This window comes from Pigmentiphaga humi, from assembly GCF_900606115.1.
In the GTDB taxonomy this organism is placed as follows: domain Bacteria; phylum Pseudomonadota; class Gammaproteobacteria; order Burkholderiales; family Burkholderiaceae_B; genus Pigmentiphaga; species Pigmentiphaga humi.
In genome coordinates this window covers 72,503-94,844 of record NZ_UWPJ01000017.1, presented here as the reverse complement: position 1 = coordinate 94,844, position 22,342 = coordinate 72,503, and the positions used below count along the sequence as shown (strand labels likewise).

Genomic DNA, 22,342 nt, shown 5'->3' with positions numbered 1-22,342 from the left:
CTAGGGGCGCACCCGGACGCAGGCAAACGCCGGCCGGCGCGGCGGCCGCCCCCCCCCCCCTCTTCGACACGATGACAGACGCCCACGCCCGACCCGAACCACGCCCGCATGACCCCCGGGACGACGACCGGCCTCTGCCATCGGCATACCGCGCGCATTGCGTCTGGATGACGGGCCTGTCGGGCGCCGGCAAATCCACGCTTGCCGACCTGCTGGAACAACGCCTGCGCGCGGCCGGGCAAGGCGTGTGCGTGCTGGACGGCGACCGCCTGCGCCTGGGCCTGAACCGCGATCTGGGCTTTTCCGCCCAGGACCGGGCGGAGAACATCCGCCGCGTCGCTGAAGTCGCCAGGCTCATGGTCGATGCCGGGCTGGTCGTCATTGCCAGCCTGATTTCCCCGTTCCGCGACGACCGCGCCAAGGCGCGGGCGCTGTTCGCGCCGGGCGAGTTCGTCGAAGTCTACGTCGACACCCCGCTGGCCGTGTGCGAACAGCGCGACGTTAAAGGCCTGTACGCGCGGGCGCGCCGCGGCGAACTCCCGCAGTTCACCGGCATAGACAGCCCTTACGAGCCCCCTGCCGCCCCCGAAATCCACTTGCGCTGCGACAGCATCGCCGCGCCGCAAGCCGTGGACGAACTCCTGCGCGCCATCCCGGCCGCGGCCCGGCCGCCGCTCACTCTTGCAGCCAGGTCCTGAACGCCACCAGCCGGTTCACCTCGCCGCGCAGGCTGGACTCCCGCCTGGCCTGCCATAACCGGGGCAGCCACTCCTTCATCAACAGGCGCCAGTACGCGAAGTACCACAGGTAGATGCGCCAGCTCGAAGCGTGCGCCGGATAGCGCGCGGCGAGCCTGGCCCGCGGCAGGAACACCCGCCCCAGCACGAAGCGCAACTTGCCCAGCGCCGAGTAGCGGCCCGCCACGCCGGCCTGGAAGGCGACCTCGCTGCGGTCGTGATAGCTGCGCAGCATGAGCAGGGCGGCGAGGTCGAGCTGCTGCCCGGATACCTGCACGGAACCCGCCCCCCGCCAATCGATGCCGCCCACGTTCCAGTAGCGCTGAGTCAGCTGGAGGGCCAGCGCACAGCCCCGCGTATGGCGCCGCTGCGCCGCCAGCCGCCAGAACAGCGGCCAGTCGATGGCGGCGGTGCGCAGCAGGAACGCGATATCGCTGAGCAACAGCGGGCCGTTGTTGAATTCGTGTTCGTACACGGTGTGCACGATCAGATGCAGCAGCAGATCGGTCGCGCCTTCCATCGGGATCTGGTCCGACCCGATGGACCAGGTGCGGACGCGCTGCCAGAAATCGGGACTCTCGGAGAGGTCGGCTCGCGCATCCGGTCCGGTTTCCGGATGGAACAGGCGCACGTGCAGCTCGATCAGCGCCGTTCCCGATGCGGTGCGCAGTCCGGGAAGGTGCTTCTTGCGCGCCTCCTCGTCGAGCGCGGCCTCGGGATGGCCGGGCAGGACATCGATCCGCGTCAGCCCGCCGTCTAGCAGCGCCCTGTAGGCCTGCACCGCCCGGTCCATCGGCACGAGGATATCCAGGTCGCGCATGGTCCTCAACGCCGGATGCGGGTAGGCGTGCCAGGCCAGACACGCGCCTTTCAGCGCCATGTGCGGAATGCCTGCCTGCGCCAGCAGCCGGTGCACGAGGACGAGCTCGCGCTGCAAGGCCAGCAGGCGCATCGTCCAGCTCTGGCGCAGGCGGACCAGTTCCCGGCCGAACGCCTCCGGCAGGTGCAAATGGCCATGGACGCGGCGCAATTGCCAATCCAGCAGCGGCACGATCCGGTGCTCTCTGGCCATCGACAGCACGGCGTCCCAGTCGGCCTGCGACAAGGCGTCGATCCTGTCCTGGCCCACCGCCCTGGTCTCGGAAAGCATGTCCAGCAGCAGGTCCTGCAGGACCTGCCGCGACGTGAAGGCAGTCATGATGTAATTCCTGTGGTCGAGGCGGGCGCGATCTCCCGCCAGGTTCCGCATGCTTTCACCCGGCCATGCTCGAGCACCGCCACCTGGTCGGCGTGTTCGAGCGTGGCGATGCGATGGCCGATGATGAGGACCGTCAGGTCGCCATGCAATTGTTCGATCGCATGGCGTATGCGCCGCTCATTCTCCATGTCGAGCGCGCTGGTCGCCTCGTCCAGGATGAGCAGGCTGGGGCGGCGCAACAGCGCGCGCGCCAGCGCGATGCGTTGGCGCTCGCCTCCGGACAGGCGCACGCCGCCGTCGCCGACCACGGTATCGAGGCCCTGCGGCAATTGGGCGACGAAGCCTGCCGCGGCGCGCTCCAGCGCCCGGGCGAGGTCGTCCTCGCTGGCCTGGGGCGCCGCGCACAGCAGGTTGGCGCGAATAGTGTCGTGGAAAAGAAAGGCATCCTGCGGGACGTAGGCCACCTGCGCGCGCCAGGCGTGCCGGGCGGCGCCGGAGATTTCCTGCCCATCGACCAGCAGTTGCCCCTGGTCGGGCGCGACCAGGCCCGCCAACACGTCGGCCAGCGTGCTCTTGCCGGCGCCCGAGGCGCCCATCACCGCTGTCGTGCTGCGCACCGGGAGCGCCAGGCTGACCCCGTCCAGCGCGGGACGCTCCCGCTCGCCATGCAGGACCCGCACGCCCCGGACCTCGATGACGCGTTCGGCCGCGAACGGCCGCGAAGCCTGCGCGGCCGGCTCGGCATGCAGGCGGCACTCCTCCAGCAAGACCTGGGTCTGCTGCCAGACCGGCATGGCATGCAGCCAGTGGTGCAGTTGTTGATGCGCGGCCATGAACTGGGGGATCAGGCGGCTGAACACCAGGACCAGCGTCAGCAGAACCGGGACCGGCGTTCCCCACCACAGCCCGATGGCAAGGTAGCCGACCAGCAGGATCGCGCCGGAAACCTGGAAACAGGCCTGGGACAGGCCGTTGCTGATGCCGAAACGCAGCACCTGCCTGCGCAGGGCGGCCGCACTGTCCTCGAACTGCCGCAGGAAGCCCGCCTCGATGCCGAGGGTCTTGGCCAGCCGCATGCCGGCCAGGTTCTCCTGGACCTGGCCATGCATGGCGCGGTTCGCCCCCATGAGCCCCTGCCCCAGCGACAAAGCGTGGCGGCGCTGGCCCCGCAACGCGACGAACACGAGTGCGCCGCTCGCCAGGGCGATGCCGGTCAGCGGCAAGGACAGCAGGCTGGCGGCGGCCAGGTTGGCCGCCATCGCGGCCAGGCCGGCCAGCAGTTGCAGGCCGTAGTGCAGCCCCACCCCGACGCGGGACACGTCGGTCAAAAGAAGACTGGCGTGCTCGCTGCTGCGCCGGCCCGTCAGCCACCGCCACTCCGCCGCCAGCAATGCGGCGAAACAGCGCGCGCGCAGGGCGTCCACGAGATGGTGCTGAACGTGCTGCCCGAGACGGTCGCGGCCGAACTGAGCCGCGCTGCGCAACACCACCAGCAGCAGGAAGACCGCCAGCCAGAACGCCAGGCTTCCGTGCTGGGAGATCGCCTGGAACCAGCCGCCCACTCCGCCCGCCGCGCGCGGCCCGGCCGCGCCGCCCAGGCCGTCGAGCACCGGCACCAGCAGCACCAGTCCGATGCCTTCGGTCAGGCCGCACAGCAGCATCAGCCCGAGCAATGCCAGGAGCTGGCCGCGCGGCGCCAGTCTCAGCAGCATCCAGAACTGGGCGGGGGACGGCGCGCGCCCTTCGGGCGGCCGGGCGGGCGCGCTCACTGGTGTACCCTCCTGTCGCTGCGCGACATCCTCCCCGCGGGAGGACGCGCGCCCTTCGGGCGGCCGGGCGGGCGCGCTCATCGCGCTTCCAAGCCAGGCGACACGAACACGCCGACCACGGCATAGCGGCCGAACGACAGGCCGCCGGTCACCGGCACCGGCCCGGCGGCCACCCAGGCATGGGCCAGCGGGGTTGCCGAACCCGCCTTTTTGGTCAGGCCGAAGCACAGCACGTACGGCACCCGGTAGATGCCGAGTAGCACGCGGCCGGCGATGGCCTGCGGAAAACAATTCGATTCCCAGGGCGTATAGCGGGCGGCGATCCGTACGACCCGGCCGACGAGGCGCGCGCGCCGCTCCTGTTCGCGCGACAGCAGCGGCACCCAGGGAGCGGGCGCCTGCTGCTGCCGTCCCAGCCACGGCGCGAGCCTGCGGAACGACACGGCGAGCACCAGCGCCCGGCCGATGCCCAGCAGGCACCACGCCGGCACCAGCCAGCACAGTACGAAGAATGGCAGCCTGCGCAGCGTAGCCAGCTTGCGCATCCACACGGCAATGCCGTTCTTGGCCATGATTCGGTCGGCCTCCTCAGTTGCGGTCGTCGACGTAGCGGATGAACGTCCCCACGGACATCCCCCGCATCAGTTTCAACCGGTACTCGTTGGTGACGGCGCCCTCGTGCCATCCGCCTTCGGGCCAGTTTTCCAGGGCCCGGCCCATCGCCTCCAGATCCAGGTAGCCGGCGATGCCCGGATGTCCGGCCATCTGCTGCCAGGCATCGCGCAGGCCCTGCAGGTCCGCCGCAGCGCCCTCGTGCCAGTCTGCGGCCTGCAGCCCCTTGCTGCGTGCATTCAGAATTTCCGGGGGCAGCACGTCCGCCATCAGGCGGGTCAGCAGCCACCGTTTGCGCCCCGCGTTCAGGTACTGGCTGTCGGGCACGGCCAGGCCGAACTCGATCAGGCGGACGTCGGCGGTCGGATCGCGCATGTCCAGCCCCATGGCCTGGGTCGCTGCGAAATGATTGCCCAGGTCGACCCGCTCCAGCATGGCGATGCGCATGTTCCGGCCACTGGCCCATGGACGATAGTCGAGGTCCCAGCCCAGATCGCCGGCACGCTTGCGGGTTCCCATCCGCGCCATGAAGCCGGGGTGGATCGCGGAGTAGTCGGTGGGCGACCCATAGTCGGCTTTGCCGCGCCACGCGCGCAGGGCGTGCCAGAGGGCCGCCGGCACATAAGGCCCGAACGAGAGCGCGGTCAACCCCAGCGCGCGGTGGCCGGCGCGGCGCCTGAGCGCGTTCATCTCCCGCCACCACGTCAGCCAGCGCCCCTGCGCCAGCAGCGCGGGCAGCCGCTGCTCGCCGGTATACGAGATGCTGACGTTGCCCAGCTGCCCTGTCAGGAGCACCTTCGCCCCGCGCGCTGCCGCATCGGCTTCGATGGCATGGATCCACACCTGGTTGCAGGGATTGCGGACGGCGCTGTCCAGGCGTTCGATGGCGGCCTCCAGGCCCTTCACCGGGGAAGTGCCGCCGCTGCGGATCAGCACGTGTTCGATATTGGCGAAGCGGGCCGCCAATGCGCGGGCGCCGTCGCTCTCGTCGCCATGGCGTCCGCGCCGCACCGGATGCGCGTAGCCTTCGCGCGGCACCGCCGTATAGGCGAGCAGCCCTTTTCCCTGTCCGGCCAGTTGCCGCGCCGCGATTGCCGCGATCGTCGAGCTGTCGAACCCCGAACTCAGATGCGAGGCGACCCTGCCCGTCGTTCGCAGCCGGCACGCCACCGCCCGGTCGAGCTGTTCCCGGAACGCTTCCAGGTATTCGCCGTCGCTGGACAGGCGCAGTTCGCGCCGGGCATCGAAATCGTGGTAGCGCTGCGTCGTGACTTTTCCCGCGTCGAGCACCAGCACCTGGCCCGGCTCGACACACTGGATGTCCCGGAAAAGGGTGTTCGCGCCATCTTGCGGCAACAGGCACAGGTAATCGTGCAAGGCCGCCTCGTCCAGGGCGCGGGGCACCCATGGCCACGCGAACAGGCCTTTGGGCATCGATGCGAACACGAATGCCCCGGCATGGCGATGCCAGTACAGCGGCCGGATGCCGAGCGGATCGCGCGCCAGCCACAGGCGCCGCCGCGCAGGCTGCCAGCAGGCGATGGCGAAATCGCCGAGCATGCGCTTGGGCGCATCGGTATCCCAGCGCAGGCACGCGCCAAGCGCCAGCGCGCTGTCGGCCATCCGGGCCAGCGACGCCGCATCCAGGCCCAGGCCGCGCGCCAGCTCCTCGCGATTGTCCAGCCTGCCGTCGAACAGCAGAACGGTCTGGCTTTCCGCGTCGTGCAGCGGCTGGCGGTCCATGCTGTCTTCGGGCGTGGTCCGCAGCAGCGTGCGCACGAAGCCGGCCTCGCCCTGTTGCCAGCGATGCTGGGCATCGCGCCCGTAGGGGGCGAGGACGGCCTGCACGCGCTCGAGGGCGGAACGGTCCACGGGAGTCTGGTCCAGGCGCACGACGCCGGCGATCGCTGTCATAGGTGTCTACCCAAAGAGGGGGAATGGCCGGCCTCGGCCGGGACCAGGAGCTGGGCCAGGCGCTCGAACAGCACCTGGGCGACCCGCTCCGGCTCATGGACGCTGGCCGATCGCCGATAGTAGCGGCCCACGTCGTGGCCCATGCCGATGGCCGCCAGTTGCAGCGGGCTGTCTTCGATGCGCGCGATCACCGCCCGCAGGTGATCTTCCAGCAGGCCGCGCCCCTGGACGGCCACGGTGGCCGCATCATAGGGCGCGCCGTCCGACAGCACCAGCAGCACCTTGCGCTGCTCGGGCCGTGCCGCCAGCCTGGACGCGGCCCAGTGCAGGGCCTCGCCATCGACGTTCTCGTGGCCGAAGCCTTCCCGCAAGAGCAGGCCCAGGCCCGTGCGGGCGCGCCGCCACGACTGCGCGGCCGATTTGTAGACGATGTGCCGGACGGCATTCAGACGCCCCGGATGCGCCGCCGCGCCGTGCTCGCGCCACCGGCGCTCGACCGGATTGTCCGGGCCGAAGCAGGTCGTATAGCCCAGGACCTCGCACGCCAGCCCGCAAGCCTCCAGGGTCTGCACCGCCATGTCGATTGCCAGCGCGGCCATCAGCAGCCGCTGGCCGCGCATCGATCCCGACTGATCCACCAGCAAGGTCACGCAAGCCTCGGGCACGCGCGCGGCCGATTCGACACGAAACACGCGCTGCCCGCCATTGGGTACGGCCAGCCGGCTCAGCCGGCGGCTATCGAGCCTCCCGGCTTCCTGCTCGGTGTCCCAATGGCGCTGCCGGGCCGCCTGCAGCAGCCGCTGCAGGCGTTGCGCCAGGCGCCGCACACCGGCACGGTCCACAGTCTGCAGGCGCGCCAGGCCCGCCGCGTCGCGGGGCTCGAGCCATGCGGACGCGGGCCCCTGCTCGTCCCATCCTGCATGGTAGATCCGGTAATCCGGATACGACCTGGCCAGGCTCTGCGCCGCCCCGGCGCCGGCAGCCGCGGCCTCCGGCGGCGCGGGCAGTTCGGCGCCTTCCGCGTCCGGCCGCGGCGCGGCGGATTCGCCCTGGCGCGGCTCGCCCGGCAGGCTTTCTTCCTGGCCGGCCTGCGGGAAACTCGCGGCAAGCGCCCGCGTCAGCGGCTCGACCAGGCTGGCAAAGCGCGCGCCGTCCTCCAGGCTGCCGTGCGCTTGGCGCAGCACCGCCGCGATGGCGGCATCGCCGGGCCTGGCAGGCAGCCGCGCCTTGTCCACCCGCCACGGCCACCGGCGTTTGCGCGCGGGCTCATCCGGCGCAAGCCCGCCGAGCAATTCCAGCAGGCGCGCCTCGTTGCCGCCGCCCAATGCATGCCGGGCCGCCGCGTACAGCCATGCGAGCTCCGCCATGCCGGGACCGAGTTCCGGCGCGGACGCCAGGTTGGATGCCATGCCGGGCAGGTGCCGGCTGGCCAGGGTTTCCACGCGGGCCCGCTCCAGCACCGCATACCAGGGCAGTTGTTCGGCGGGCAGATCTTGCCGCGCCGCCGGCTCGTGCCAGCGCCTCCACGCGGCGGCCGAATCGGCGCGCGCGCGGTGCCGGGCCCCAGGGGACACGTTCGCCGCGACCGGAATCCCTACCGGCTCCGGGCATGCTGCGCCGGCATAGGCGCGCAGCCACGCCTCGCTCCAGGCCGCCTCCGCGGCCGGGGCGGCCTCCTCACGCACCGCCGTGCTCCGGCAATGGCCCGCCGAGCTCTTCGGCAAAGCAGCGTTGATACAGTTCGGCGACCAGCGGACGCTCGGTCTCGTCGCAACGATTCCAGAACGCCCAGCGGAAGGCCTCGCCGTCATCGCCCAGCAGGCGCCAGTTCTGGCCCCAGCTGAGCAGGCCGCGCAAGGACAGGAGCGTGGACAGGTCGGACTGCCGGAAGGCCTCGCGGCACAGCCCGGCCAGGCTGACCATGCGCTGCGCCCGCTGTTCGCCGAGTTCGGGAAGCTGGGCCAGCAGGATGGCCGTTTCCTGCTCCGCAGGCAGGTAGCCCAGCTCCGCGACGATGTCCCAGCGGTCCATCTGGCTCTGGTTCAGCGGCTGGGTGCCCACGTAGAGCCCGGAGGCGTCGCCCTGGCCGGCGGTATTCGCCGTCGCGAAGAGCCGGAATCCGGGATGGGGCGTGATGACGCGATTCTGGTCGAGCAAGGTCAGGCGGCCGTTGGATTCGAGCAGGCGCTGGATGACGAACATGACGTCCGGCCGCCCTGCATCGTATTCGTCCAGCACCAGCGCCACCGGGTGCTGCAGGGCCCAGACCAGCATGCCCGGCACGAACTCCGTGACCTGCCGGCCCTCGCGCAGCAGCACCATGTCGCGGCCGACGAGATCGGCCCGCGTGACGTGGCCGTCGAGGTTGATGCGCACGCATGGCCAGTTCAGCCGCGCCGCGATCTGTTCGATGTGCGACGACTTGCCGCTGCCATGCGGACCATAGAGATAGACGCGCCGGTTGTGCGCGAACCCGGCCAGCAGCGCGCGGCATATTGCCGGCTCGAAACGGAAGGCCGGGTCGGCGAGCGGCACGTGCTCGGCCAGTACGCCGGCGCCGGCGCTGAAGGCGGGGACGCGCCAGGGCACGGACATTCCGAACGCGGACTCGGTCTCGCAGGACACATCGGGCAGGGAACTGGGTTCGGTCATGGCAGGCAAATTCGTTCGTACCGTAATAGCTGGAGCCGTCGATGCGGGCATCATGGATGCGCGGCCATGTCGGCAAGCAGGGCGTCGATCAGGGCATCCAGGCGAAAGCCCTCGGTGGGCCGCCGGACGCGGGCGAGGCGAATACGGCCGGCCAATTCGCTGCAAGCCCGGAGGTGTCCGGGGCCCTGCTTCATGCCTTCCACGTAGCGCAGCCGGTAAGTATGTTCGCGCAGCACGGTGAAGCGCCCCACCCCGCGCAGCGGCTCGACGTGCACGGCCTCGCCGTCGCCACGCTCCAGCAGGTAGACCCAGCGCAGGGGCAGCGGCTGCGCGGAGAACTGCCCGCCCAGGGGATAGTTGAACTTCTCGACGTTCGGCCGGATGCGCCGCAAACCGGTGGTGGCGATGCCCAGCCTGTCGGCCACATCCTGCCACAGCTTGACGCGCGGCATCCCCGGCAAGGCCAGGCCGTCGCGCGTTACCGGTGTAACGTCGTCCGCCAGGATGGAATGGCCCCTGCGCATGAACCCGGCAGCAAGCGTGGATTTGCCCATGCCAGACTGCCCCACGCAGACCATGCAGCGGTCGCCGATTTGAATGGCATTGCCGTGCAACACCAGCAGGCCCCGCTGATGCAGCAGCGCGCCCATGGCCGACCCCAGCAGGAACAGGCGGATACTGCCATCGTCCGCCCCCTGGTCGGGCTCGACCACGATCGTCCGGCCGTGTTCGACCAGGAAAGTCGCCACGCCGGGCACCTGCAGGCGCAGCCGCCCCGGACTCGTCCACAGCCGCGGACCGCATCGGTGCTCGTCGGCCCACCCGTCCGTACCGACCCGGCCCAGCCGGATCGTTACATCGGGGGTCTGGCCATCCACGCCGCCTGTGGCCGGCAGCAATTCGTGCAGGGCGATCTCGCTCCGCAAGAGCAATTGGTGGGCGCGATAGTGCATGGCGCCCGTAGACGCAAACGGCGCGCGCTCAGACATGCGCGGACGCCGGCACCACCTTGATCAAGCCGTTGTCCTGCAGAGACTGCAGGAATCGCTGCAGATCCGCCCGGCCGGTCGCGGGTTCGATCTCGAACGTTTCGCAGACCGATTCGACCAATTGGTCCAGCGTCCTGGGCTGTTCCAGCCATGCCCAGATCTGGCCGCCTATGCCGCTCAATCCGAAATACTCGCCCCGCTCGACGCTCATCATGACCGTTTCGCCATCCATATCCGTCGCGACCAGGCCATCCTGGCGCATGAACAGCCGATTATCCGTATTCATTGATTCCCCGAGAAATATGTCGTGTCCGCCCCCGGGCACGGCGCAATTTTAGCCAGCTGCACCTGGCAGAAGCCGTTGTCGGCGCGATGAAAACAGCCGAAAAAGCCATGTTGTTCGGCGGACGGGGATACGCGCCGATGGAAATATCCGGCCGGGGCCCGCCGTCAAGTCAATTCAGCGTATGGGGAGCGGAAAACCGTACAGCCCCGTCTCCGGTCAACTCGTCTGCCTCCAGCGGCGCCCCGGGAATCGCGAACTTGTCCGCGGCCCAGGCGCCCAGATCGATCTGGCGGCAGCGCTCCGAGCAAAAGGGCCGCCAGGCATTGTCGGGGCTCCACGGCGCAAGCCGGGAACAGGTGGGGCATTTCACTTTCTTGACCATGGCGGGATTGTAGCGGCTCCGGCCTCGCAAACTGTTGCACGACACCAGCGCGAAGAGCGCGGCCGCCGCAGACGGCTGCGATTCCGGATGGACGCCCTGCTCGCGCCGGACCAGCCGGCGCACGGCCCCCCGTGCAGATCGTGCAACATTAAGTTACCGGCACGCGGAGCGGGGATCCCGTATCTATGCTCCTACCCAGCTGAAAAGCCAGGCATCCAGACTCGATAAGCCTCAAGCGGCATTTTCATTTTTCCGACTTGCGTAGGGGACTCACATGATCACTCGCAGAACGATGCTGCTGGCATCGCTCCTTCCCACGCTGCCCGGCGCGGCGGGCGCGAAGACCTCGCCGGCCGAGACAGGAGCCGTTGCGCGGTCCCGACTGGGCCTATGCATGCACCAGACCACCTCGGCAAAAGCGGGATTCCAGGCTTCCATGGAGGGATGGTCGCGCGCCGGCATCGAATATGTGGAATTGACGGCCAAATCGCTCGATGATTTTTTGAAAAACAATACCCTTCAGGCAGCAGGCCGGCTTTTGGGAGATTTGAATCTCACCGCGGTGAGTTGCACGCCGGGGCTCACCGAAATATGGAATCCGCATCCGGGCAGGAAAGCCGCCCTGGAGGTCTGGGAAAGGCGATGCCAGCAGTTTGCGGAACTCGGCTTGAAGCGCATTTACGGCTCAGCCAACACCAAGTCGAAAATGACATTGGATGACTACAAGGCTGGTCCGGCATGCATGCGCGAAGCCGCCGACATCGCGCAGAAATACGGCATGACCGCCATGATCGAATTCAGCCGCAGCTCTACTTATATTTCGACGCTGCCCACGCTCCTGAAGCTCATCCGCGAGGCGGACCATTCGCATCTCAAGCCCGTTTTTGATTTCTACCATTTCTTTACCGGGCTCAGCAAAACCGAAGATCTCGACATGCTGAAGAACGGCGAGATCGGGCACGTCCACTTCCAGGACGTGCCCGACCTGCCGCGCGAGCTGCTGGACGGCAACAGCCGCGCCGTGCCTGGCGAAGGCATCGCGCCGCTGCAGTCGACGCTGAAAAAACTGCTGGACAAAGGCTACTCCGGACCATTGTCCGTGGAGCTGTACCTGCCTGAACTGCAGGGAGGAGATCCCTTCGAGACGGCCCGCCGCATCCGCGCGCATGCCGAGCCGGTGATGCGCAGCGCCGAATCCCTATGAACGGCCGGTGAACGGCGGCGCTGCGCGCGGAAGGGCCGCCGCCCGCCGCGCTAAATGCTGTTGCACAGCGTCAGTTCGAAGGGCACCTCGGCCGTGACCGGCTGCGACTTCAGGTCCGCGCCCTGCACCGAGAACCGCACCGAAACCATGTATTTGTTGGCACTGATCTCGGGGAACACGCCTTCTCTTTCATCGACGCGTATACGCAGCAACTGGTAGGCCTTGCCGCCCAGCATCTGCTGGTACGCGCCGCCCTCGGCCACTATCGGCATCTGCCTCCCCGACTCGCGCAGCATCTTGAGCACGATGGCCAGGCCGTCGCGGACAGGCAGGAAGGGGCCCACCCACTGGATCAGGTCTTGCACCCGCAACTCCGCCGGCTTGTGTTTCCAGGCATGGAAAGACGGCACGTCGAATTCGCATGCGCCGCCGGGAATCGCCAGCCGGCTCCGTATGGTGGTGAGCCATTCGTTCTGGCGCAGGGGCTGGCCGGTCTTGCCCTGGGCCGCCAGCGAAGACGACGCCTGTTCGATGCTGCCCAGCATGGTGTCGAGCGCCTTGCGGTCCACGCCGGGGTGCTCGCGCAGCGCGCCCAGCGATTGGCGATAACGCTCGAGGTCTTGCAGGAGGTCGGATTTGAGGTCGGCGCGCGCCGATACGTCGAGGATTTCGAACAGCGTGGTCAGCGCGACATGATGGCTCCGGGGATCGGGCTGCTGTACGAAGAAAAACAGATTGTCGAAGAGGCTTTCCAGACGCAGCAGCGTGCGGACGCGCTCATTGAATGGGTATTCGTAAAGAACCACGTATGACCGTCCGGAATCGGGGTTTGCTCAACTATACCTGCACCGCCAGGGCTGGGCGACTGGCCGCGGCATTTTCATTGCCTGGCCGCCCCAAAATGAAAAACGCCCCGTCGGGGGGCAGCGCGCCGCGCAGCGGCAAGCGTGGGGGCCATTTCCCATTTCCGAACCGGCCCTTGCGCGGGCGTATTGTCGGAACCCCTCCAATTTCAGATAGGGCCCAGGAGAGATATGCCGCCCGGGCCCGAACAGACCCTACTTTGCAGCAGGTCGGCGCGCGATACGGTTTCGAGATGTGACGCGGACCCGACCGGACGAAGCGACGGCGTGCTCAGACGCCGCCTTGGCCGGTCGGCTCGCTCTCGGCGTCCCGGATGAGCGCCAGCCATTCCCCGTGCCGGAACAGCGTCCGGCTCGTGAGTTGCTGCAAGGAGGTTTCGCCGTCATTGAGGATGACGTCGTCCGCCACGGCCAGGCGCTGGGCGCGCGTGGCCTGGGCGCGCATGATGCGGGCGACCATGTCGGCAGTCAGGCCGCTGCGCCGCTGCACCCGCGCCGCCTGGGTGGCCTCGTCGCAATCGACGACGCAGACCCTGTCCACCCGGTCCGCCCACCGGCCGGACTCCACCAGCAGGGGCACGACGAACACCTGGTAGCAGCCGGCGCGCCGGTTCGCCTCGCGTTCGACCTCCTGGCCGATGAGCGGATGGATCAAAGCCTCGAGCCGCGCCTTGGCGGCCTGGTCGGCGAACACGAGTTCGCGCATGCGCGCACGGTCCATCGCGCCGTCGGGCCCTATCATCTCCGGCCCGAAGGCCTGGCGCAGCGGCTCGATGGCCAGCCCGCCCGGCGCGGTCAGCGCGTGGGCGATGGCGTCGCTGTCGATCACGGCCGCGCCCTGGGCCGCCAGCAGGTCGGCCACGGCGCTCTTGCCCGAGCCTATGCCGCCGGTCAGGCCGATCCGCAAGGGCCGGCCGGGCGTGTATTCGATGTTCACCATGGCGCCAGCTTAGTCCAGAAGTCCGCGCCCAGCAGCCCCATGATCCCGGCCGCCGCCAGGCAGGGACCGAAAGGCATGGTTTCGCCGCGCCGCATCCTGCCGGTGAGCAGCAGCGCGCCGGCGGCAAGCAGCCCCGCCAGCGATGCCGCCACCATGACCAGCGGCAGACTCTGCCACCCCAGCCAGGCGCCGATGGCCGCCAGCAGCTTGAAATCGCCGTAGCCCATGCCTTCCTTGCCGGTGGCGAGCCGGAACGCCCAATACACCGCCCACAGCACGCCATAGCCCGCGATCGCGCCGACGACCGCCGCGGCAAGCGGAGCGAACACCCCCCACAGGTTGACGAACAGGCCCGCCCACAGCAGCGGCAAGGTCAGGTCGTCCGGCAGCAGCGAAGTCTGCAGGTCGATGACGGCCAGCGCCACGCAGGCCGCGCAGAACGCCATGGCCGCCAGCGCCGGCCATCCCACGCCGAGCACTGCCACGCAAGCGGCGAACAGCGCCGCCGTAGCCAGCTCCACGGCCGGGTAATGCCAGGCGATGCGCACGCCGCAGTGCGCGCAGCGGCCGCGCAGCGCGATCCAGCCGAACAGCGGCACATTGTGACGCCATGCGATCGGATGCCGGCAGGCCGGGCAATGCGAGGCCGGGCGGGCGAGATTCAAGGGCGCATCGGCCGACGCAGGTTGGCCGCACAGCTCCGCGCACTGGGCCTGCCAGGCGCGTTCCATCATGACGGGCAGTCTGACGATCACGACGTTGAGGAAACTGCCCACCACCAGCCCCAGCACGATGGCCGAAGCGTAGGCCAGCCACGGCGTGGCGGCGAGTATCTGCACGAATGACATAAGGAGAATCGAAAATCGCCGCCGCGCGGCCTCCCGCAAGCTTAACCTTCCCGCGCGCCCGCCATGCGTGCAGCCGGACACAAACGCCCCAGCCCAGGGCCGCGCGCAGCCCGCTCAGGGCCGGCCAACTTCGATACAACCACTCTTTCGTGGCGGCATCCTCCACACAACAAGGTAGACTTCCGGTAAATCCAAACTTCCCCAGCACTACCTCCCGTCGCATAAAGCAACCGTGCCCCCCAGGGCGCCGGGGATCCGGCTCCGCCGGTCCGCCAGCGCCGCCCCCTAGAGGGGGCCCGCGTAAGCGGGTAGGGGGTGAGCCCTCCAGGAACTGCCATGCATACTCCGTCCCAGCCCTTCCCGCTTTCCCGCGCAGCTTCCCTGGCCGCCGCGCTCGTCGTCGTCGCCAGCCTGGGCGCCTGCGCGGTTGCTCTGCCCGACCAGACCCGCTCGGGCACGCCGCCCGCCGCCAGCGCCGAGGCGCCCCCGCCGCCGGACGTCACGCAGCAGGCTCCGGCATCGGCCGCCGCCGGCGTGGACCGCGGCGCGCCCATCGGCCAGCCGACGACCTTCCGCGGCGTGATCCCCTGCGCCGATTGCGCCGGCCAGCGCATCACGCTGACGCTGCTGCCCGACTGGACCTGGCGCATGCGGCGCGTCTATTTCGGCACGCGCGACAACAAGGAACTGAGCTTCATCAGCACCGGCAAGTGGCAGCGGCTGGTGGACGCGCCCGGGCGAATCCGGCTGACGGGCGACCGCAACGAAGGCGGTCTTTACGAGTTCGTGTCCGGCAACACGCTGCGCATGCTGGACCAGAACGGCGAACCCATCCAATCGACGCTGAACTATTCGCTGACCCAGCAGTTCGAGACGGACTTCATTCTCGACACGTTCACGATGCGCGGCAAGGTGATCGCCCAGGGCGGCGATTCGACCTTCGCAATCTGCAGCACGGGCAAGCGCTATCCCGTGGCCCGCACCGCCCAGGGGCAGGCATTGGCCGACGCCTACGCGCGGCTGCGCGTGGCGCCGGGCACCCCGGTGCTGATGTGGATAAACGGGCGCATCGCCCGCGACGGCCAGCCGCCGGCCGAATCGGTGGTGGTCGAGGGGCTGGCCCGCGGCACGCTGGACAGCCCCTGCGACGACTGAAGAAGCTTCAGCGGGCGCGCGAGATCCGTACCTCGGCCCCGCGGCGCTTCACCTCCAATCCTTCGGAAGGCAGGATCTTCAGGCCTTCCAGGCCCTTGGCATAGCTCGAGCCCTGCATCTGCATGACGCGGATCTTGTTGCGCATCACGCTGGGGTTGTGCACCGGCATGCCGAACAGCCAGACTTCGTCCAGCAGGCGGGCGGAGTTGAATTCGCCGGTGTGCTGGGCGGCGGGCCCCAGGCACAGCATGTGGCCCTCGCGGCCGAATATCGGCAGGCGGTCCAGGCCGCACTCGAAGGTCCAGGTCGTGCCGCCTTCGTAGCGCCAGCCGGTGTTCAGATCCCACCAGGCCTCGCCCTTGGGAAAATAGACACGGATCTGGTTGCCGGGCTGCACCGCGGGTGCGACCAGCAGCGCCGGCCCGAGCAGATATTGCAGCTCGTGGGCATGCGCCTCGGCGTCGTCCGGGAAGGACAGCGCCATGGAGCGCTGCACCGGCAGGCCGGTGCGGGCCGCATCCTCGATCACGCCCAGCACGTAGGGAATCAGGCGATAGCGCCACTGCATCAGCGTCTGCGCATGCTGCAAGGCTTCCTCGCCGAAGTCCCAGGGCAGCAGGCCGGGCACGGCATGCAGGCGCAGGTGCGAGCTGAACACGCCGGCCGCCAGCCAGCGCAGGTAGAGCTCGGGCGTCATGCCGTCGAGCGGGTGGTCGGGCGAGCCGATGTCGTGGGCATGGGCGGGCAGGCCGCTGGCCCCGTTGGTCAGTGCGGCGCGCAGCGACTCGGCCAGCCCCTCCCAGGTGTTGGGCACCGGCACGGACGCCTGCATGGGCTGGCGCTGGGCGGTGGGAAAAAGATCGCGGGTCCAGACCGCGCCTTCGGGCGGCGTCCTGTTCCAGGCGGCGGCCTCGAACAGGCAGCGCTTGGCCAGCATGGGATAAATCGTGCGCAGTCGCGCGCCGGTATCGCCGTTGCGGGCGCCGACCTGGTCGGGGATGTCCAGCTGCACGTCGCAGGAGACGGCATCGACGCCTTCGTCCATGATCTGGCGGACCTTGTCGCGCCAGAACGACCAGACGTCGCGGTGGGTCAGGTCGAGCAGGCCGAACGGCGCGCCGGCGGTAGCGGGCACGCCATCGAACACGTGCGCGGCGCCGCTGTCTTCGTCGACCAGCAGCCAGCCTTTGTCTTCCAGTTCGGCGAACATGGGATTCTGGGTCTGTACGCCGGGAAAGCCCGGCGTGCAGACCTTCAGGTCCAGCGCCTTGAACTCGCCCAGCACCTGGCGCGGATCGGGGAAGCGGCTGGCGTCCCATTCCAGATTGAGCTTGGCGCGGGCCTCCCAGGCCGCGGGCGGCTGCAGCGACACGGCATCGAAAGGCACGCCGCGCTCGCGCATCTGGCGGGCCACCCCGGCGAGCTGCGCGGCATCCGTGCCGGCCGCCTGATGCAGCCAGGTGCCCATGCTCCATAGCGAGGGCTGGCCGGCGCGGCCGGTCAATTGCGTGTACTGGTTCAGGATCTCGCCGGGTTCGCCCACGAACAGGAACAGATCGAGCTGGGCGTCGGCAATGGTCAGCACGTAGCTGTCGGGCGCGAACTCTTCCAGGCAGACGTCGTGCACCACCGGTTCGACGGTGTTCACGTACACCCCCCAGCCGCGCGGGCTCCAGGCCAGCGGCAGCGCGCGCGAACCGGGCTCGTCGGACTCGACGCGCTCGGCGCGGCGATCCAGCATGATGGTGCTTTCGCCCAGGCCGTAGACGGCCTCGGCCGGCTCCAGGTCGAACGCGAGCGTCCACGAGGCGGGCGCGGCCGCATCTTCGGTGCCGAGCGCGTACAGGTCGGCGTCGGCCGACGAGGCCAGAATCTTCTGCCCCTTGCGGTACAGGGCCAGGCGCAGCGGCTGCGTGGCGATTTCGAGCGCGTGTTCGCCCTGGACGATGCGAAACCCGGGCTGCCCCTCCAGCTCGACCTGTTCGACCACGGCATCCCCGATGGCTTCGGGTCGCGCCAGCAGGTCGTGCAGCGCCGCCGCCCTCGCGGCCGAGCCGGATGCCGGCTTGCCGGTGGCGGCAGGCGTACCGATGCTCAGCCGAAACACGCCCGGCGCGCTGGCCTCGACCAGCAATGCCTGGCCCTGGTCCGTCGTGAAATGGACGCTGACCGAATTGGACGTGTTGATAGACAGGGATTCCAGACGCTGGTAGCGGGAGGAGTCGAATTGAAGTGGCACAGGTTTCCCTCGATCGCTTTTCGACAATTAGGCAATACGACAAGCAACAACGCGGCCTTGCCAAGCGCCGCCTTCCGACCTTAATCTGCCCTTCTCGCGCAGGCGGGACCAGGCTGGGTTCAGGCGCCCGCGGCGCCTCAAACCTGGCGGCGGGAAGCGACGCTTTTTGCCAAAGCTTCTATTTTGACGGAATCGGAGAGCCAAATAAACCGCGCGAGCGGTCGATGCCCGGGAAAAACCGGGAGATCGGGGGGCAACGGCGGGACGAACCGCTCCTCCGGCGCATTGTTTTTGCTGCTAATCTTTCTATTTTCCCACGTTTCTGCAATCTTTCGGGCGTATCGGGGGGGCTTCCGTCAGCGCCATGTAACTTGGCGCAGCAAATCTCGTTCCAGCATCAGGGGTTCGCCTTCGAGCGAGGCGGCGATCAAATCGCCCGCCAGCGCCGACCAGGTCAGGCCGCGCGAGGCGTAGCCTGACGCCACCCACACCCCCTTCGCGTCGGGCAATTCGGCCATGACAGGCAAGCGGCCCGGCAGCACCGCCCGCCAGCCGGCCCAGCCCTCCAGCGCGGCCGGATCGGTCCCGTCGGCCAGGCCGGGCAATAGCCGGGCCGCCCGTTCCAGGTTCAGCGCATGGCCCTCGGCCGTGGCGGCGGCCTGCGCGGCACCGTGCACGTAGGTGCTGCCCGCCACCCGCCGGCCCTCGACGGGCGGCAGCACATAGCCGTCCCCGGCCACCACGCAGCGCGGCAGCCCGGCGTCCCGGCCGGCCGTTTCCGGCACCAGCGAAATCTGCCCGGCGATGCGCTTCTGCCCGAAAAACTGCGGCGCCTCGCCGCCGAGGCCGCTGTCGCGCAGCAGGCGTGCGGCGCCAGCGGCGTTCGCGGCCACCACGACCTCGGCCTGGGCCAGGACCTCTCCCGCCTCGTCCAGCACCCGCCACTGCCGCCCGCCCGGCGCATCGGCCGGCACGGCATCGAGACGGGCCGCGCGGCCGGCGCGCATCACGATGCCGGACACTCCGAGCAGGGCCGCGCACAGCAGATGGGGCCGCACCCGCAGGCCGCCGGGGAAAAACACACCGCCCCGCGCCGCCTGCCAGCCCGCCAGCGCGCCGGCCTGCTCGCGCGTGACCGGCCTCACCCATTCGCCGGGAAAACCCAACTCTTCCAGCACGGCGTGCATCTCGGCAGCCTTGGCGTCGGACTTGGCCAGCTGCAGCGTCCCGCAGCGCGCCACCACGCTGCCGTCCAGCCAGGGCGTCCACCGTTCGGCGGCTCGCAGCGCGCCGGCCCGGGCCAGGCGCGCGCGCGGATTGTCGTCGCGCGCCAGCAGCGGCGTCAGCGCCGCCGCCAGGTGGCCGCGCGGCGCCGGCTCGCCGGCCGCGGGATCCAGCACCGTCACGCGCCAGCCGCGCAATGCCAGCGCATGGGCCACGCCGGCCCCGGCCACGCCGGCGCCCACTACCACGGCATGGCGTTCGCCAAAGACCGGCGCCGGGGCGGGCGCGTGCCGGCGCTCGAAACGCGGCGCGAAGCGGGCAACCGTCATATGGCGCTTGCCGCCGAAGCCCGGCTGCTTGTCCACGATGAAACCCGCGCTCTGCAGAGCCCGCCGCACCGCGCCCGCGCTGGTCCAGGTGGCGGCCGTCGCGTCCGGGGCGGCCAGCCGCGCCAGCCCCTTGACCAGGCCTTCCGACCACATATCGGGGTTGCAGGCGGGATCGAAGCCATCCAGGAAGAAAGCATCCGCGCCCAGGCTCAATTGCGGCACGACCTGCGCGGCCAGGCCGAAAGCCAGCGTCAGGGTCACCGCGCCGCCGTCCAGGTCCAGCCGATGCAGGCCGGGCAGGAGCGGCGGCCACTTTTCGAGCAGCCGGTCCGCCATCTCGCGCCAGGCCTCGGGCAGGCGCCCCGGCAGCAACTGGGCGAGGTGCTCGCGCGCGAAAGGATGCGCTTCCACGGAAACCACGTGCAGGCGGCGGCTGCGCAGGGGATCCTCGCGCCAGGCGCGCCACAGCGCCAGGAAATTCAGGCCCAGCCCGAAGCCGGTCTCGCACACGGTGAAGCGCTCGCGGCCGCGCCAGCGCTGCGGCAGGCCGTTGCCTGCCAGGAACACGTGGCGCGCCTGCTCGACCGCGCCCTGGGCGGCGTGATAGACGTCGCCATAGCGCGGGCTGTAGGGAATGCCGGACTCGAAGGCCGGCACGGAAGGAATCAGGGGCGTGAACACGGGCGCAATCATACCGCCCGGCCCTTACGGCCGCGGCACGAAGGTCGTACACTTCCTCCATGAGCACCCCCGCCGCCCCCTCTCCCGCCAAGTCAGCGCCGCTGGATATCTTCAAGGCGCTGGAAGCCGCCGTCACCGCCGCCCATGCCGGCGCCGCGATCCTGCAGGCCTATGCCCACAAACGTTCGGAACTGGTCGTCGACCTGAAGGCGCGCAACGACCTGGTCTCGCAGGCCGACCGCCAGGCCGAGGCCGCGATCATCGACGAGCTGCGGGCACGCACGCCGCAATTCGGCATCGTGGCCGAAGAGACCGGCGGCTCCCCCTCCGGCCCGGCGAGCTGGTACATCGACCCGCTGGACGGCACCACCAACTTCGTCCATTCGATTCCCCACTACGCCGTGTCCATCGCGCTGGTGGCGCAAGAGAGCTGCGGCGCGGCCGACGAAAGCGGCCAGGACGGCCCCGGGCCGCTGGTGGCGGTGGTCTACGACCCCTGCCGCGAAGAGATGTTCACCGCGGTGCGCGGCGTGGGCGCCTGGCTCAACAGCCACCGCATCCATTGTTCGCGCAACGACACCCTGGCCGACTCGCTGCTGGCCACGGGCTTCCCGTACAGCGACATGTCGTTCACCGACAATTACCTGCCCATGCTGCGCGACGCCATGCACGCCACGCGCGGCGTGCGGCGCAATGGCGCGGCGGCGCTGGACCTGGCCTGGGTGGCCTGCGGCCGCTTCGACGGCTACTGGGAACTGCGGCTCAAGCCCTGGGACGTCGCCGCCGGCACACTGCTGGTGCGCGAAGCGGGCGGCATCGCCATGGACCCTTTCGGACGGTCCGACTGGCCGATCGAGGGCGACATCGTCGCCGGCTCGGCCGGTGTGGCCCGAGCCCTGCACGCAATGATCGAAAAGAACCTGGCCTAGACCGGTTCAGCGCACCACCATCAGCCCGATCCGCACCTGCGACTTCGCGCGCACGTTGTAGTCGAGCAGCGTTTCGCCGTAGCCGTTGAAATACTGCACGTGCAGGAAGCCGTTGATCTTGCCCAGCCCCAGCTTGCTCAGCGGATAGGCGGCATCCAGCAGCACGGACCCTTTCTCGTGGCCCTTGCGCAGCAGCGCCGACAGCATCAGCCCGTTCTCCCTGGCCCAGCGGAGCTGGTAATCGACGTGGCCGCGGTAGTCGGAAATATCGGAATTGCCATTGCGCGAGATGAAGTACTTGACCTTGGGCCCGAAACTCAAGGTGCTGCCGTCCTCCAGGCGATAGCGCAGCATGGGCCGCGCATACAAGGTGTTGAGGGCGCGCGACTGGCCGCCGTCGCGGCCGTTGGACTCGTGTTCGAAGCCGCTCTCCAGGCCGATCGACGAGCGCTGGTCTTTGGACTCCCAGACGCGCTCGGACAGCCAGAAGAACGCCGGCCGGTAGCTGCTGTCGCGGAAAGGCGCGGACTCTTCGCCGAGGTCCCACCACGAGGTCTGGCTGTAGCCCAGATAAAGATTGTTCAGAAAGCCCGTGTCGCGCTCGTCATTGGGCTGGAACAAGCGGAACTTCAGGCTGATCTGGAAGCGCGCATTGAGACTGGGGCGGCCGCCGACGCTGAAATACACCGGTTCGTACGGCGACACGGCGCTGCGGAAGTAGTCCAGCACCGTGCCCTCGTGGCTCTGCGCCGCGGCGACCGCGGCCGGCGCCGGGCCTTCCGTCGCAGTGCTGCGCAGCGCGGGCGCGGCATTCGTGCCGGCGATGCTGGCCAGCACCCCCGCGGCGGGCGTCGCCGGGGTCCCGGGCGGTGCGGCAGGATCGACGATGGGACCGATGGCCGGCGAGCCGACGACGACGCCCTTTTCCCGGATGGAGGTATCCAGCGCCAGCAGAACCGGCTCGCCTTCGATGGAAATCGCCTGCAGCCCGTCGACGCCGGCAGGTACCACGGCGGACCAGGCCATCTGGGAGAAGCGCCCCACCGGCACGCTCAGCGCGGCCGAGGCGCCCACCAGGCGAGCCGGCGTGCGGATCGCCTGTCCCTGCCCGTCGCGCCATTGCAGGATCAGTTCCTGCGGCGGGTTCCAGATCGCCGTCGCGTTGCCATCGTTGAAGAACGTGGCCTCGATGCGCACCGTTTCGCCCGGACCGGCCTGCAAGCGGTCCAGCCGAAACGCCACGCCGGCCTGCGCCGCCTGCATGGACAGCGCCAGCGCGGCGCACAGCCCCAACGGCAGCAACGCGCGCCGCAGCAGGCCTTGCGGACGATGCGGAAGACGACGAGAGAACATTCTGGTGATCGCTGGGCGCGCGTCGGCGCGTAGGGAGA

The 22,342-nt window shown here is 69.4% G+C and carries 19 protein-coding genes; 4 read left to right on the top strand and 15 right to left on the bottom strand.

Features of this window, described 5'->3' with window-relative positions:
* Positions 1-71: 71 nt before the first annotated feature.
* Positions 72-698: an adenylyl-sulfate kinase gene (gene cysC, locus PIGHUM_RS10645; protein ID WP_124079567.1), complete on the top strand. Its 627-nt coding sequence runs from the start codon at positions 72-74 to the stop codon at positions 696-698.
* On the opposite strand, the gene PIGHUM_RS10640 is transcribed toward cysC, so the two are convergent.
* From PIGHUM_RS10640 to PIGHUM_RS10600, 9 genes are all read right to left on the bottom strand, one after another.
* Complete coding sequence (locus tag PIGHUM_RS10640) at positions 676-1,935, bottom strand: nucleotidyltransferase domain-containing protein (RefSeq protein WP_160142235.1); 1,260 nt, start codon at positions 1,933-1,935, stop codon at positions 676-678. The two genes, cysC and PIGHUM_RS10640, sit on opposite strands and share 23 nt — an antisense overlap.
* A complete protein-coding gene (locus PIGHUM_RS10635) occupies positions 1,932-3,704 on the bottom strand; it encodes an ABC transporter ATP-binding protein (protein WP_222929247.1) in 1,773 nt (590 codons plus the stop codon). The genes PIGHUM_RS10640 and PIGHUM_RS10635 overlap by 4 nt, the downstream gene beginning before the upstream one ends.
* 77 nt (positions 3,705-3,781) lie before the next feature.
* The gene (locus PIGHUM_RS10630) at positions 3,782-4,276 is read right to left on the bottom strand and encodes a lasso peptide biosynthesis B2 protein (protein ID WP_124079565.1); all 495 of its coding nucleotides are present in this window, start codon (positions 4,274-4,276) and stop codon (positions 3,782-3,784) included.
* Between the two features lie 16 nt (positions 4,277-4,292).
* Positions 4,293-6,230 (bottom strand): asparagine synthetase B family protein, encoded by a 1,938-nt coding sequence (locus PIGHUM_RS10625; protein WP_124079564.1) that lies wholly within the window; start codon positions 6,228-6,230, stop codon positions 4,293-4,295.
* Positions 6,227-7,915, bottom strand: coding sequence for a cobaltochelatase CobT-related protein (locus PIGHUM_RS10620; RefSeq protein ID WP_124079563.1), 1,689 nt, complete (start codon positions 7,913-7,915; stop codon positions 6,227-6,229). Before PIGHUM_RS10620 ends, PIGHUM_RS10625 begins: the two co-directional genes overlap by 4 nt.
* On the bottom strand, positions 7,908-8,882 hold the full coding sequence (locus tag PIGHUM_RS10615; RefSeq protein ID WP_124079562.1) for an AAA family ATPase: 975 nt from the start codon (positions 8,880-8,882) through the stop codon (positions 7,908-7,910). The genes PIGHUM_RS10620 and PIGHUM_RS10615 overlap by 8 nt, the downstream gene beginning before the upstream one ends.
* A 50-nt stretch (positions 8,883-8,932) precedes the next feature.
* The gene (locus PIGHUM_RS10610; RefSeq protein WP_124079561.1) at positions 8,933-9,871 is read right to left on the bottom strand and encodes a phosphoenolpyruvate carboxykinase (ATP); all 939 of its coding nucleotides are present in this window, start codon (positions 9,869-9,871) and stop codon (positions 8,933-8,935) included.
* Positions 9,864-10,157: a lasso peptide biosynthesis PqqD family chaperone gene (locus PIGHUM_RS10605; protein WP_124079560.1), complete on the bottom strand. Its 294-nt coding sequence runs from the start codon at positions 10,155-10,157 to the stop codon at positions 9,864-9,866. Before PIGHUM_RS10605 ends, PIGHUM_RS10610 begins: the two co-directional genes overlap by 8 nt.
* A gap of 169 nt (positions 10,158-10,326) precedes the next feature.
* Positions 10,327-10,539, bottom strand: coding sequence for a DNA gyrase inhibitor YacG (locus PIGHUM_RS10600; protein ID WP_124079741.1), 213 nt, complete (start codon positions 10,537-10,539; stop codon positions 10,327-10,329).
* 274 nt (positions 10,540-10,813) lie between these two features.
* Between PIGHUM_RS10600 and PIGHUM_RS10595 the strand changes: the two genes are divergently transcribed.
* Positions 10,814-11,743: a sugar phosphate isomerase/epimerase family protein gene (locus PIGHUM_RS10595; protein ID WP_124079559.1), complete on the top strand. Its 930-nt coding sequence runs from the start codon at positions 10,814-10,816 to the stop codon at positions 11,741-11,743.
* Positions 11,744-11,793: 50 nt separating this feature from the next.
* Here PIGHUM_RS10595 and zapD read toward each other — a convergent pair whose 3' ends face one another.
* The 3 genes from zapD to PIGHUM_RS10580 form a co-directional block, all read right to left on the bottom strand.
* A complete protein-coding gene (zapD, locus tag PIGHUM_RS10590; protein ID WP_124079558.1) occupies positions 11,794-12,549 on the bottom strand; it encodes a cell division protein ZapD in 756 nt (251 codons plus the stop codon).
* Positions 12,550-12,877: 328 nt separating this feature from the next.
* Complete coding sequence (coaE, locus tag PIGHUM_RS10585; RefSeq protein ID WP_124079557.1) at positions 12,878-13,546, bottom strand: dephospho-CoA kinase; 669 nt, start codon at positions 13,544-13,546, stop codon at positions 12,878-12,880.
* On the bottom strand, positions 13,540-14,394 hold the full coding sequence (locus PIGHUM_RS10580) for a prepilin peptidase (protein ID WP_124079556.1): 855 nt from the start codon (positions 14,392-14,394) through the stop codon (positions 13,540-13,542). Before PIGHUM_RS10580 ends, coaE begins: the two co-directional genes overlap by 7 nt.
* Before the next feature lie 336 nt (positions 14,395-14,730).
* Between PIGHUM_RS10580 and PIGHUM_RS10575 the strand changes: the two genes are divergently transcribed.
* Positions 14,731-15,549: a copper resistance protein NlpE N-terminal domain-containing protein gene (locus PIGHUM_RS10575; protein WP_124079555.1), complete on the top strand. Its 819-nt coding sequence runs from the start codon at positions 14,731-14,733 to the stop codon at positions 15,547-15,549.
* A 7-nt stretch (positions 15,550-15,556) separates the two neighbouring features.
* Here the strand turns inward: PIGHUM_RS10575 and PIGHUM_RS10570 are convergent, their stop codons facing one another.
* Together PIGHUM_RS10570 and mnmC are read right to left on the bottom strand one after the other, a co-directional pair.
* A complete protein-coding gene (locus tag PIGHUM_RS10570) occupies positions 15,557-17,788 on the bottom strand; it encodes a glycoside hydrolase family 31 protein (protein WP_124079554.1) in 2,232 nt (743 codons plus the stop codon).
* A gap of 356 nt (positions 17,789-18,144) precedes the next feature.
* Positions 18,145-20,034 (bottom strand): bifunctional tRNA (5-methylaminomethyl-2-thiouridine)(34)-methyltransferase MnmC2/FAD-dependent 5-carboxymethylaminomethyl-2-thiouridine(34) oxidoreductase MnmC1, encoded by a 1,890-nt coding sequence (mnmC, locus tag PIGHUM_RS10565; protein WP_124079553.1) that lies wholly within the window; start codon positions 20,032-20,034, stop codon positions 18,145-18,147.
* Between the two features lie 47 nt (positions 20,035-20,081).
* Between mnmC and PIGHUM_RS10560 the strand changes: the two genes are divergently transcribed.
* A complete protein-coding gene (locus PIGHUM_RS10560) occupies positions 20,082-20,951 on the top strand; it encodes an inositol monophosphatase family protein (RefSeq protein WP_124079552.1) in 870 nt (289 codons plus the stop codon).
* A 6-nt stretch (positions 20,952-20,957) separates the two neighbouring features.
* Here the strand turns inward: PIGHUM_RS10560 and PIGHUM_RS10555 are convergent, their stop codons facing one another.
* Positions 20,958-22,304: a phospholipase A gene (locus PIGHUM_RS10555; protein WP_124079551.1), complete on the bottom strand. Its 1,347-nt coding sequence runs from the start codon at positions 22,302-22,304 to the stop codon at positions 20,958-20,960.
* Between the last annotated feature and the right edge of the window lie 38 nt (positions 22,305-22,342).

Excerpts from the sequence above, each read along its gene's own strand:
- PIGHUM_RS10610 (WP_124079561.1), bottom strand. The coding sequence starts at position 9,871 with ATGTCTGAGCGCGCGCCGTTTGCGTCTACGGGCGCCATGCACTATCGC.
- PIGHUM_RS10640 (WP_160142235.1), bottom strand. The coding sequence starts at position 1,935 with ATGACTGCCTTCACGTCGCGGCAGGTCCTGCAGGACCTGCTGCTGGAC.
- mnmC (WP_124079553.1), bottom strand. The coding sequence starts at position 20,034 with ATGATTGCGCCCGTGTTCACGCCCCTGATTCCTTCCGTGCCGGCCTTC.
- cysC (WP_124079567.1), top strand. The coding sequence starts at position 72 with ATGACAGACGCCCACGCCCGACCCGAACCACGCCCGCATGACCCCCGG.
- PIGHUM_RS10630 (WP_124079565.1), bottom strand. The coding sequence starts at position 4,276 with ATGGCCAAGAACGGCATTGCCGTGTGGATGCGCAAGCTGGCTACGCTG.
- coaE (WP_124079557.1), bottom strand. The coding sequence starts at position 13,546 with ATGGTGAACATCGAATACACGCCCGGCCGGCCCTTGCGGATCGGCCTG.
- PIGHUM_RS10555 (WP_124079551.1), bottom strand. The coding sequence starts at position 22,304 with ATGTTCTCTCGTCGTCTTCCGCATCGTCCGCAAGGCCTGCTGCGGCGC.
- PIGHUM_RS10605 (WP_124079560.1), bottom strand. The coding sequence starts at position 10,157 with ATGAATACGGATAATCGGCTGTTCATGCGCCAGGATGGCCTGGTCGCG.
- PIGHUM_RS10560 (WP_124079552.1), top strand. The coding sequence starts at position 20,082 with ATGAGCACCCCCGCCGCCCCCTCTCCCGCCAAGTCAGCGCCGCTGGAT.
- PIGHUM_RS10595 (WP_124079559.1), top strand. The coding sequence starts at position 10,814 with ATGATCACTCGCAGAACGATGCTGCTGGCATCGCTCCTTCCCACGCTG.
- PIGHUM_RS10615 (WP_124079562.1), bottom strand. The coding sequence starts at position 8,882 with ATGACCGAACCCAGTTCCCTGCCCGATGTGTCCTGCGAGACCGAGTCC.
- PIGHUM_RS10600 (WP_124079741.1), bottom strand. The coding sequence starts at position 10,539 with ATGGTCAAGAAAGTGAAATGCCCCACCTGTTCCCGGCTTGCGCCGTGG.
- PIGHUM_RS10580 (WP_124079556.1), bottom strand. The coding sequence starts at position 14,394 with ATGTCATTCGTGCAGATACTCGCCGCCACGCCGTGGCTGGCCTACGCT.
- PIGHUM_RS10625 (WP_124079564.1), bottom strand. The coding sequence starts at position 6,230 with ATGACAGCGATCGCCGGCGTCGTGCGCCTGGACCAGACTCCCGTGGAC.
- PIGHUM_RS10575 (WP_124079555.1), top strand. The coding sequence starts at position 14,731 with ATGCATACTCCGTCCCAGCCCTTCCCGCTTTCCCGCGCAGCTTCCCTG.